Raw genomic sequence first — 11,608 nt, 5'->3', positions numbered from 1 at the left:
TTACGCCTCCATGTTTTGCAGGGACACGATGGTCCGGCGGGCATTGAACTGCTCGACCGCGATGCGGATTTCACCGGCATTGGCGTCGGGCGCGGGCAGAAGCCCGTCGTGTTTGTAGCTCGCGGCAAGGGCCAGGTCGTGGCCGAGCGGATAGATGTGGAAAACGTAGGTCCCGTCATAGGGCAGAGGCACGTCGCTGAACTGGCTCGCGCCCGTCAGGGACCAGGTCACATGGTTGCGGACCACGGCCAACCCGGCGAGGCTCCGGCCTTCGTACGCCTGCGCCTCCTCGCCGTACACCGCCTTGAGCAGCCTCGGCGCGTAGGACCTGAGAATTTCCGCATCAACAGGCTCGGCTCCGATGGCGGCAACGATCTCGGCCTCTTCCTCGCACCCGGCCACGGTCAATCCAGCCGAGCCGAAACCGAGATTGAACAAGGCCTCGGTGGGATTGTCGGCGTCGGTGCCGCCCTGGCTGATGGGCACAGGCGTGGTGATGGCCCCGAGGGTCATCACATCCTTGTTGACCAGATCGTTCCCGGCGCTGTTCCAGGCGAGCATCCTGTCCGGGTCCGGCTCGGGCAGGTTGACGCCGCTCACTGCGGAGGAGACGCGGAACGTCAGGGCGCGGTCCAGCTTCTCGGCCAGGGACTGGCAGATCATGGTCAGCTTATCCAGGGCGGCCTCATGGGTGGCCGCGGGGAAGGCGTCGTTCTCCACGTAGTCCACTTCCTGGACCATATCCGGTTCACGTCGCAGGACCAGAGTCTGGCCGGTTTCGAGGGGCCGGACAACGGAACAAACGCCGCCCGCCTGATCTCCGGCCCCGACGAGGCTGTAGTCGGTTCCTTCGGACAGAATCCATTCCACGCCATGGGCGTCGACGAGCATGACGTCGATGTCCTCATTGCGCAGGAACATGAACGGAATGGCGAAGGCCGCCGTGGAGCCGTTGCCCGCGTAAAGCACTTTTGTCTCTGTGGATGAAACGGTCATGACTGGCTCCTTCCGTAAATTTTTGCCCCCTGGGACAAGATGGACCGCGAGGACGATCCCCCGTTGGCGATGCGCAGCATGTTCGCCTGGTTGTTCGCCGCGCGCAGCCTGGACCGGGCGTTCATTTCGCCTTCGAACAGGGCGTCTTCCTCTTCCTGCCGGTCCTTGAGGCGACCGGCGTCCCGAATGAGCGCCTTGGACCCGGACATGGCCAGGTTGGAGCCGCCCCAGCGGGAGCCGGCCGCGCCGCGCGCCTTTTCCCCGCTTTCCCTGATTTCATCGGCGTCCCGGCGGGCCTGCCGCCTCACGTCCCCGGCTTCGCCCGCCGCGTCCGTCTCAATGAGCGCGGCCCGGCCTTTCGCCTCCGATTCACCGCTCTTCTCGGACGATCGCTCGCCCAGGAAGTCCGTAACATCCTTGAACAGATCCAATCCCTGCTGGAGACTCTGCATGGACTGTGGGGAAGCATTTGTTCCCATGGTTATCCTCTCTTTATGGTTATGGTTTTCCCGGTTATTCGTTGATGACGAGTTGGGGCACGATCATGAGCACCGACATGGGCAGGGGCTGCTCCTGCACGATGGTCAGCAGCCCGTCGCGGTCCCATCCCTTGGGGAAATTAACGATCTTGTCGCCGCTGAACGGCTCCGGAGCCCGTCCCATGGGCGTGGACGGGGAACGGAAATAGACCGGTTCCAGACGCGACTCGTCCGGGCCGATGAGCCCCCCGAGGGTGTCGTAGAACCGGGCCGCGACCTTGGTGATGCGTTTCTTCTTGGTCTGGGCGGAGCCGCGCTGGCTGCCCGCTTCCAGCCGCATGGGCTGAAGCACGGAACGATAGGAAAGCCCGGCATGGATGACCGAGGCGGGCCGGTCCAGTGTAAGGGAGCCGTCCCCGGCCACGGTCCGGTCGGCCTGAACGGCCCCGTCCGCCAGCACGGACACGGTCCGCCCGGCCAGATGGGAAAGCCCGGTGACGGTGTCCGTGGGCTCTCCCCGGTAGGTCAGCCCGCTGTCCACGAAAAAGGCGTTCCTGATATCCCCGTCAAAAGGAGCTTCTAGGTACTCGATGAAGCGGCGCGGCTCGCCGTTCACGATGCGGACCACGGCTATCCACAACTCGTCGCGCTTGTCGGCGTCGTTGTAGACCGTGGCGGCCTTCTCCACGAAGCCGTCGGTGACGATCCGCGACCAGGCCGCCACCTCCTGATCCGGCACGTAGGTCAGGGCGACCACTGTCCCGTCCCCGCGCACACAATAAAGAATGGAATCCGGCTCCTGGGCGAAGGCGAGCTGGGTCAGGCCTCCTTCGGAAATATGCTCGGAAAGCAGGGTCAGATCACGGGAGACATAGGCGTCCGACTCGAAACGGTAGGCCATTTCGCGGATCTTGCGCCCGGCGCGCTGGATGTACAGGGTGGCGAATCCCACGCTTTCAGGCCGGGAAGCGGACGCTCCGCTGGTCCCTTCCTGGGAGGCCTTGACGTTCCCGGGAGTCACCGGTTCACTGGACGAGGCGCTCAAGGTCCATTCCCCGCCCGCCGTGCCTATCCAAAGGGACCGGCGGGGAACGATGAACTCTATGCCGTTGGCCTGACGGCCCGACAACGTGACCTCGATGGCGTCGTCGTCGAGCGGCTCCTCGCCCGCCGGGGCGTCGGCCCTGTCTCCCAACTCAAAGCAGGACCAGGCCTCGTCATTGAGTTCCCCGTCCGCGCTCCATATCGACTCGATCTGGTTGCCTGCGGGTTCGTCGGCGAAGGAGACCACCACTTTGGTGTTGATAGCCGTGAAATTCCTGGAGCCCTTGTAGCGGTAATACCGCGTACCGCCATCCGGATGCTGCCCCTTGAGCGCGTCCCTGGCCTCGAACCCGGAACCGGCCAGGAGATCGACGGCGTCCCCGGCCTTGCCGTCGCGCACCCCGTCGCTGTTGGCGTCCCTGATTTCCAGGTCCCGCCAGCCGTCCATGGGCACCTCCCGCGTCTTCAGTCGGAAATCCCGAAACTCGCCGGTTCGCGAAAGCCACAGGGTGGCCGGACGGGTCTTCGTCGCTGCCAACACCAGCCGCTGTTCGTAAAAACAGACGTCGGAGGGATAGTCTCCCTCGCCCCACGCCTCGGGACGCCCGACGAATTCCATCGCCTCGATGGTCCACTCGTCGTGAGCCACCCGGATCATCTCGCGGGGCGGGTGGTCCGGGTGCACCAGGATGAGCGAGTTATCCGACTGCGCGTAGCGTAATTTGTCGAACTCCCGCGCCTTGTAGGGGATATCCAGGATGTATGGCGTTCCGTCGGACAGAACAATGCCGTGGCCGGAATAGACACGCATCAGCCCCTGCCCGGACAGGTCCTCGGCGAACTCGAGGATATAGGTCTGCTCGGCGTTGTACTCGAAGGGAATGAGCAGAACCGGCTTGTCCTGGCTGAGCGATTCGGCCACAAACCGGAATCCCGGCCGCCGCGTGGCTCCGCCGTGCGGATGGACATGAAAATTCCGCAGTGTGCGGCACCCGTTGAAATACTTGGACAGATCGGTCCGGCCCTCCAGTCGGGGCGAGATTTCGCCCGCCGTGAAGTTGGTGATGGCTGGGGTTGCTATGCTCATGTTTCGTAGGCTCCTTGTTTTTCGGGGGACCGCCCCGGGATTGCGAAGGAGCATAGCCCCGGTTTTCCGGCCGGAAGGGAATCGGGTATCGAGCGGAGCCGTAAGGCATAAAAAAACAGCTTGACGGGGATACCGGGCCGACAAATACGAAGGAGCTGAAACCTTTATTTATTTTATCTCATAAAAACATGGTGTTGGAGAGCCGTATTCCTTGCGGGAAGCGCCTGGCGCGACCCTCTTCGGTAACGAATGGGCATTGATCGGGTATCAAATGACATGCAAAAGCGAACAAGGGGGGAGAGGGGGAAGAGCAGGCACACGCCGGGTCGGCAAAAAAGCGAAAGCGCCTGCATTCCCGGCTGATTCCGGGAACGCAGGCGCTTATCACGCCGTATGTCGGCCTGTCCTAGTTGGCCATGGCCGGCATGGAGGATCGCCCGTCCTTTTCCCGGTTCAGGCGAATGACCTGGGTGGTGAAGGTGGTCTCGTCGGGCACGCAACTGGGGCACCCTTCCGAGATAATCACGCACCGCTCATCCAGGGTGGACGGATCGATCTTGGCCAGTTTGAGGAGTTTAGTGGTCATGCCGCGCTTCCAGAGGACAGGCTGGCCGCAACGGTGACATTCCACATACAACAGTTCCGGATCGAATTTTCTGGTCATGATTTCAAGGTAAGCCCCTGCCCCCGGATTGGCAAGGGGAGCCCGGCCATGGAAGCGCAATTCATCCGCTCCCGGGAATTCCCTTTTTCCCCGGCTTTTTGACACGGCGACTTTAGGCTGGCACCAAACTTGATATGATTCCGCGACCGGAAAGAACTTCCTCACCCGAAAGAAGGCGCACAGTGAAAACGAAATATCTCATCATCGGCGCCGGGCCCACGGGCCTGGGCGCGGCCCACCGGCTCCGGGAACTCGGCGAGAACGACTTCCTCGTGCTCGAACGAAACGCCTACGCGGGCGGGCTGGCGGCCAGCTTCAAGGACGACAAGGGCTTTACCTGGGACATCGGCGGCCATGTGGTCTTCTCCCACTACGACTACTTCGACAGGCTCATGGACTCCCTGCTCGGCGACGAACGGCTCGAACACCAGCGCGAATCCTGGGTCCGCTCCAACGGAACCTGGGTGCCCTATCCGTTCCAGAACAACATCCGCCACCTGCCCAAGGAAGCCCGATGGGAATGCGTCGAGGGGCTGCTGCCGGGCAACCGGCCGGAAACGTCCCCCCAAAACTTCGCCCAGTGGATCGACACCGTCTTCGGCCGCGGCATCGCCCGCCACTTCATGGACCCGTACAATTTCAAGGTCTGGGCCACCCCGCCCGAGCGGATGCAGTACGGCTGGATTGGCGAACGGGTCTCAGTGGTGGACCTGAAATCGGTCCTGCGAAACATCGTGCTGGAGCGCGACGACGTGGCCTGGGGGCCGAACAACACCTTCAAGTTCCCGCTTCACGGCGGGACGGGCGAAATCTTCCGGAGGCTGGCGAACGGCATGGCGGACCGCATCCGGTACGGACAGGCCGTGAACCGCATAGACGCCGAGGCCAAAACGGCCTCCACAAAGCAGGGGCTTACCGTGGAATACGAAACCCTGCTCAACACCGCGCCCCTGGACATTCTCGCCAGGGACTGGCTCACGGAACCCAGCGGAGCATTCATTGACGCGGCCGACCGGCTGACGCACAACTCGGTCTACGTGGCCGGAGTGGGCCTCGACGCCGATCCCGACGCCGCGCCCGACTCCCGCTGCTGGATGTATTTCCCCGATGCCGACGCGCCCTTCTACCGGGTGACCAACTTCCACAACTACTCGCCCAACAACACGGCCCGGCCCGGCAGGCAGACGGCCTTCATGTGCGAGACGTCCTTCTCGGGACACAAGCCGGAAAACGTCCACGAATTAATGGACCGCACCGTGCGGGGTCTGATAAGCAATTCCCTGTTGCGCGGGGAAAGAATGAAGGACATCCTTACCCGCTGGGAGATCGCCGTGGACTACGGCTATCCCGTGCCGTGCCTCGAACGCGACGGCGCGCTCCGCATCCTGCAACCGGGCCTGGAAGCCCTGGGCATCCACTCCCGCGGCCGCTTCGGCGGTTGGAAATACGAGGTCTCCAACATGGATCACTCGGTCATGCAGGGCGTGGAATGGGCCGAACGCATGGTCATCGGCACTCCCGAGAAAACCTACACACTGGATTAGGACATCATGGACAAATCCGTTTTTGAAAAACGTCGCGAGGCCCTCAAGAGCGAGATGCGCGCCCGCGGCCTGTCCGCCATGCTCGTATCGCTGGCGGCCAATCGGTACTACCTCAGCGGCTTCGAGCTGCATGACGCCCAGTGCAACGAATCGTCCGGCTGGCTCGTGGTCACCCAGGGCGACGACTACCTGTTCACCGACCCCCGCTACCTGGACGCCGCCCGGCAGGTCTGGGACGAGAGCAAACTGTGCATCTACGCCGCCCGCAAACACGCGGAAATCGCTGATTTCCTCAAAGGCCGCGACGTGACCGCCATGGGCTTCGAACCCAAGGCCCTGCACCTCTTCGACTACGACAAGCTGTCCGAGGAATTCGCCCTCATCCCCATGGACAACATCGTGGAATCCCTTCGAATCATCAAGGACGAGGACGAAATCCGGCGCATGGACGATTCCATGCGTCTCAACCACGAGCTGTTCGAGTACATCGAAGGCGAGCTCATTCCCGGCCGCACCGAAAGGGAAATCGCCTGGCTAGTGGAGAAATTCTTCCGTGAGCACGGCGCTCAGGGGCTGGCCTTCTCGACCATCGTCGGCGTCGGCCCCAACGCGGCCCTGCCCCACTGCATTCCCGGCGACACCAAGTTGCGCGAAAACGACATGGTCCTCATAGACACCGGTTGCAGGCTGCACGACTACAATTCCGACCAGACCCGGACCTTCTGGGTGGGCGACAAGCCGTCCGACCGCTTCCGCAAAACCATGGACCAGGTGCGCGCCGCCCAATCCGCGGCCATCGACATCATCCGCCCGGGCCTCTCCTGCGTGGAAGCCTACAGGGCCGCCTACGCCGTATTCGAAAAGGCAGGCGTGGAAGCCTTGTTCACCCACGGCCTCGGCCACGGCGTCGGACTGGAAACCCACGAGCCGCCGTCCCTCTCCCGAGTGGGCCAGGGCGAACTCAAACCCGGCATGGTCGTCACCGTCGAGCCCGGCCTCTACGACCCCAGCTGGGGCGGCATCCGCTGGGAATACCAGGTCCTCGTCACCGAAGACGGCTGCCGCGTCATGTAACGCCGCACCGATCCGATATCGCGACACAAGGCGCGCCCCCGTTGCGGGGGCGCGCCTTTCCTTTTCTCGGGGCCTTCGGCAACCGGGGGAAAGGCGGGAAAAAACTCTGAAACGGTTCGGGGACCGTCCTCGCGTCAGGTCATATCTCCAACCGGGCTCCGACCTCGATGACCTGATTGGTGGGGATGTTGAAGAAGGAGGCGACGTCCATGCCGTTTCGGGACAGGAAAAGATAGAGGTTGGAACGCCAGCGGCTCATGGCCGGCGACGTGCCCACGGTCAGCTTCTCGCGGCCGAGGAAGAAGCTGGCCTTGTCAATGTCCAGATCCACGCCCTTGTCCCGGCACAGGGAGAAAATCACTTCCACGGTGGGACTTTCCATATAACCGAAGTGGGCGATGATGCGCTGGATGCCCGAGCCGAACCGTTCCACCTCGATTTTCTCGAAGTTGGGCACGCGGGGAATCTGCTCGGTGCGGATATTGAGAAAGTAGACCTCGGAATGCAGGACCTTGTTGTGGCGCAGGTTCTGGACCATGGCCACAGGCACGGTGTTGTGGCTGCGGGTCAGGAACACGGCCTGTCCCGGGATGCGCCTCGGCGGTTCGTCTTCGATTTCCGAAAGGAACTCATCCAGCGGCCGGGTCAGCCCCCGTGCGCGCTCGGCCAGGATTTCCCCTCCCCGCTCCCAGGTCAGCATGACGCCCAGTACGAGCAGGGCGATGACCAGCGGAAACCACGCGCCATGAGTGATCTTGGTCATATTGGCGGCGAAAAAGGAGAAGTCCACGGAAAAGAACAGGCCCGTGACGAGAATGGCGGCGGGCAGCTTCCACTCCCACCGCTTGCGCATGACGAAGTAGAACAGGGTGGCGGTGACGAGCATACTGGCCGTAACGGCCACGCCGTAGGCCGCGGCCAGCCTGCTGGAAGTCCGGAACCCCAGCACCAGGCCCACGGTGCAGATCATGAGCAGCCAGTTGACCGGAGCCACGTAGATCTGGCCCATGTGCGAAGCCGAGGTGTGGGCCACGCGCAGCCTGGGCAGATACCCCAACTGCACGGCCTGCGAAGTCAGGGAAAAGGCTCCGGTAATGACCGCCTGGGAGGCCACGATGGTGGCCATGGCGGCCAGCGCGACCATGGGGATGACCCCCCATTGCGGCACGATCGCGTAAAAGGGATGGTAGGAATCTCCGGGAACGGCCAACAGGTGCGCGCCCTGTCCGAAATAATTGAGCAGCAACGCGGGCAGCGCCACCAGGAACCAGGTCAGCCGGATGGGGCGGCGGCCGAAATGCCCCAAATCCGCATAGATGGCCTCGGCGCCGGTGGCCACCAGAAAGACCGCGCCCAGGACAACGAAGCCATGCAGCTTGTTGGCCAGAAGAAAATGCAGGCCGTGCCAGGGAAACACGGCGGCGAGCACGCCGGGATTCCGGACCACCTGATTGAGCCCGACGAGGGCCAGACAGGTCATCCAGATCAGGATGACCGGTCCGAACAATGTTCCGACCCGGGCCGTGCCGTGGCGCTGCAACAGGAACAGGCCGATGAGAATGGCCAGGGTGATGTGCAGGATGTACGGCTTGAACAGGGGCGTGACGAGCCCCAGCCCCTCCACCGCGCTCAGGACCGAAATGGCCGGGGTTATCATGCCGTCGCCGTAGAGCAGACAGGCCGCGAACAGCCCGAGGACAACCAGGAACCAGGCCCTTCGGGTCATGTGCTCCCGACGCGGCCGGACCAGGGTGGTCAGGGCGAGCACCCCCCCTTCCCCGTCGTGATCGGCGCGTAGGACCATGGTCAGATACTTGAAGGAGACGACGAGCATCAACGTCCAGAAAATCAGGGACAGGACGCCCAGGACATTCTCCGGGGTGACCGCGATGCCGTATTCGCCGTGGAAGCACTCGCGCAGGGCGTACAGCGGACTGGTGCCGATGTCGCCGAAAACCACGCCCATAGCGGCCAGGGAAAGAGCCGCCAACCGCTTGCCGGTTGGATGATCGGTAGTCGTCATGAGAACTCCCATGTCTGTGGCCGGGCCATGGGTTCAGGCCCTTTGGCCCGCACCATACCCCCATCTTTCTTCGGGGGCCACCCCGCATCCGGCCGTAACGCCCGGACAATACGGGTCTTGACCGGCGCGCCGCGCTCTGTCATCAATTTGAATGACGCAATGAAAACCTCCCGGGGGTGGAGCCATGAGCAAGAAAGTTCGCAGCGTCCGTGTGCCCAAGGAATTGGAAACCCTCAATCTTTCCGATATGATTCGGGAATGCGAGAACCACTTGCGTGATCTTGAATCCGCGACCCTGCTCAAGCAGCAGGGCAACCGTGAGGCGGCGGAAGCGCTCATGAAGACACGCCAGGCCGATCTGGGCCGAAGAATCGGAAAGCTGGTCTGGGAGGCCCGAGTACATTATGGAAAATCCAGAGAGGATTGATATGAAAGCGAAAACCGCAGCAGAATCCGAGGTGATAATGACCCACCTCGTCCTGCCCCAGGACGCAAACCCCGCAGGCAACCTGCACGGCGGCGTCATACTCAAGCACGTGGACACCACGGGCGGCGTGGTGGCCAAACGCCATTCCCGCTGCAACACCGTGACCGTGTCCATCGACCGCATGGCCTTCAAGCAGCCCGCCTACATGGGCGAGCTGCTCACCTTCAAGGCCAGCATCAACCACGTGGGCCGCACCTCCATGGAGATCGGCGTCCGGGTGGAGGCCGAGAACCTGCGCACCGGCGAAGTACGCCACACCAACTCGGCCTACCTGACTTACGTGGCCCTCGACGAAAACGGCAAACCCACCGAGGTCCCGCCCCTTAAGCTCGAAACCGAAACCGCCAAACGCCGTTACGCCGAGGCGGAGCTGCGCCGCGAAATGCGCAAGCGCGAGCGCGAGCTCGAAGACGGCAAAAGGGTCTGCCTCCAGAAAAAAGGCTGACGCAAAAAGCCCAGGACCATCACGGTTCCGGGGCTTTTTTCATGGTCGCGAGCTCGCCTGTGCCCATACGGGCCGCAAGGACAGATCGATGCGGCCCCGCCTCGCGAACAGACTCCATCCCCGATTCCGGCCCATACGGCGATGCCCGTCCCCAAAAGGGTTCACTTTTGAAAGGGCGCAGCTCGGCGTCGGCCCATCTTCGCATTGGAGCCGATGTATATTCCGACCAGGGCCAGGGCCACGCCCGAAAGCTCCACCGGGTTCACCGGCTTGTCGAAGAAAAGGATGTCCCAGACGAAAGAAAGTGTGGGCTGCAAGAGAAGTATGAGGCCGACCAGAGCGCCGCGCACGGTCTGGATGCCCCGGGTGATGAGAAACCAGCCCACGGCGTGGCAAATGAACGCCAACGCGGAAATGGCCGCCAGCGACTTGAGCGACGGGATAACGAAGGATTGGCCTCCGGCCAGGGCCAGTGCGCCGAGAATCAGGCCCGTGGCGATCGCCGCGGCCGACGCCAGGACCAGTGAATCCATCCTGTCGCGGGCCAGGGCGTATTTGAGCGAAAGCATGTACAGGGCATAGAAGCAGGCGGTCAGCAGCCCGAAAAACACGCCCATTCTGTAATCGGCGGAAAATCCGCTCCAGCCTGCGCCGACCATGAGATAAAGCCCGGCCAGAGCCAGCGGGATGGCCACAAACATGCGCCCCGGCATACGTTCCTTGAAAAATAGGGCCGAGACTATGGCCAGGGGGATGACCTGGAAATTGCCGAGCATGGTGGACAATCCCGGCCCCACGCAGGCGATGGAACGGTGCCAGAAGACGAAGTCCCCGGCAAAGAACACGGCGGCCACGCTTCCCCACTTGATGACGTCCGGGGTGAACAGCCTGAGCTTGCCCGCCCGGGCCAGCACGGCCAGCATGGCCAGTCCGCCTCCGGTCAGCCGGTAGAACCCGGTCACTTCCGGCGGCAATCCGGCCAGGACCACCATGACCGAAGAGAAGCTGATGAGCACCGCTCCGATCAGCAGCCGGGTCACGGAGCCACCACCTGAAGCCTGCGGCCGAGGGTGATGCCGTTCTCGTCCACCTCGGCCACATAGGGCCACGCCTCCACCCCGGCGTCCAAGGCCTCGTAAAACAGCTCCGCGTATGCGGGGTCGATGAAATCAGCCGGGCCGAAGCACCGGCCGTCAGGCCGCTGTACCAGGAAGAACAGGGCCACGCGCGAGCCTGCGGCGGCAAGGTCCATGAGCTCGCGCAGATGCTTCTGCCCCCGCTCGGTGACCGCGTCCGGGAAACGGGCCACGTCGTCCTCGACAAGGGTCACGTTCTTGCACTCCACCCACAGGTCTCCCCGCTCGCCGGTCAGATGCGCGTCCAGTCGGCTGTGGCCCACCTTGGCCTCTTTCTGAAAATGTTCGTATCCGTCCATTTCGGGCATGGCCCCGCACTCCCAGGCCGTATACAGCATACGGTTGGGCGTGAGCGTATTCACCCCGACCATGGCTTTGCCGAGGGAAAGCCCTTCCAAGGTATACTTGAGTTTGCGGTCCGGGTTGGCCGCGGGCGAAAGCAGGGCCGCGCCGCCGGGCCGGAGCAGGCCGAGCATGGAGCCGGTGTTGTTGGTGTGGGCCTTGAGGATCGCGCCCCTGTCCGGGCCGTCCAGGGCCTCGGCCTCCACGGTGAAACGCTTGATGCGCCGGATGAAGGCGGCGCTGCGGCAGGGCGCGTGAAACGGGATGCGGGCGACGGGTCTGAGCAC

11 protein-coding genes are annotated in these 11,608 nt (G+C 63.2%); 4 read left to right on the top strand and 7 right to left on the bottom strand.

What is annotated here, in order from left to right; all coding sequences use genetic code 11:
- The 4 genes from PSN43_RS14955 to PSN43_RS14940 form a co-directional block, all read right to left on the bottom strand.
- Positions 1-996, bottom strand: coding sequence for a phage tail fiber protein (locus PSN43_RS14955; protein ID WP_272701539.1), 996 nt, complete (start codon positions 994-996; stop codon positions 1-3).
- On the bottom strand, positions 993-1,448 hold the full coding sequence (locus tag PSN43_RS14950; protein WP_272701538.1) for a hypothetical protein: 456 nt from the start codon (positions 1,446-1,448) through the stop codon (positions 993-995). The genes PSN43_RS14955 and PSN43_RS14950 overlap by 4 nt, the downstream gene beginning before the upstream one ends.
- Before the next feature lie 61 nt (positions 1,449-1,509).
- A complete protein-coding gene (locus PSN43_RS14945) occupies positions 1,510-3,606 on the bottom strand; it encodes a hypothetical protein (protein ID WP_272701537.1) in 2,097 nt (698 codons plus the stop codon).
- A 406-nt stretch (positions 3,607-4,012) separates the two neighbouring features.
- On the bottom strand, positions 4,013-4,270 hold the full coding sequence (locus PSN43_RS14940; protein WP_272701536.1) for a hypothetical protein: 258 nt from the start codon (positions 4,268-4,270) through the stop codon (positions 4,013-4,015).
- 182 nt (positions 4,271-4,452) lie between these two features.
- Between PSN43_RS14940 and PSN43_RS14935 the strand changes: the two genes are divergently transcribed.
- Positions 4,453-5,814 carry a protoporphyrinogen/coproporphyrinogen oxidase gene (locus PSN43_RS14935; protein WP_272701535.1) on the top strand — a complete coding sequence of 454 codons (1,362 nt, stop codon included), beginning with the start codon at positions 4,453-4,455 and terminating at the stop codon, positions 5,812-5,814.
- 6 nt (positions 5,815-5,820) lie between these two features.
- A complete protein-coding gene (locus PSN43_RS14930; RefSeq protein ID WP_272701534.1) occupies positions 5,821-6,888 on the top strand; it encodes a M24 family metallopeptidase in 1,068 nt (355 codons plus the stop codon).
- 139 nt (positions 6,889-7,027) lie between these two features.
- Here the strand turns inward: PSN43_RS14930 and PSN43_RS14925 are convergent, their stop codons facing one another.
- Entirely contained in the window at positions 7,028-8,911 is a 1,884-nt protein-coding gene (locus PSN43_RS14925; RefSeq protein ID WP_272701533.1) for a potassium transporter Kup, read from the bottom strand.
- A gap of 184 nt (positions 8,912-9,095) precedes the next feature.
- On the opposite strand from PSN43_RS14925, the gene PSN43_RS14920 reads away from it, so the two are divergent.
- Both PSN43_RS14920 and PSN43_RS14915 read left to right on the top strand, forming a co-directional pair.
- The gene (locus PSN43_RS14920; RefSeq protein ID WP_272701532.1) at positions 9,096-9,338 is read left to right on the top strand and encodes a hypothetical protein; all 243 of its coding nucleotides are present in this window, start codon (positions 9,096-9,098) and stop codon (positions 9,336-9,338) included.
- Between the two features lies 1 nt (position 9,339).
- Complete coding sequence (locus PSN43_RS14915; protein ID WP_272701531.1) at positions 9,340-9,843, top strand: acyl-CoA thioesterase; 504 nt, start codon at positions 9,340-9,342, stop codon at positions 9,841-9,843.
- Positions 9,844-10,004: 161 nt separating this feature from the next.
- Here PSN43_RS14915 and PSN43_RS14910 read toward each other — a convergent pair whose 3' ends face one another.
- Positions 10,005-10,883: a DMT family transporter gene (locus PSN43_RS14910; RefSeq protein WP_272701530.1), complete on the bottom strand. Its 879-nt coding sequence runs from the start codon at positions 10,881-10,883 to the stop codon at positions 10,005-10,007.
- On the bottom strand, positions 10,880-11,608 hold the full coding sequence (sfsA, locus tag PSN43_RS14905) for a DNA/RNA nuclease SfsA (protein WP_272701529.1): 729 nt from the start codon (positions 11,606-11,608) through the stop codon (positions 10,880-10,882). The genes PSN43_RS14910 and sfsA overlap by 4 nt, the downstream gene beginning before the upstream one ends.

The organism is Desulfovibrio sp. Fe33, assembly GCF_028532725.1.
In the GTDB taxonomy this organism is placed as follows: domain Bacteria; phylum Desulfobacterota; class Desulfovibrionia; order Desulfovibrionales; family Desulfovibrionaceae; genus Pseudodesulfovibrio.
This window is presented reverse-complemented; position numbering and strand designations above follow the sequence as displayed.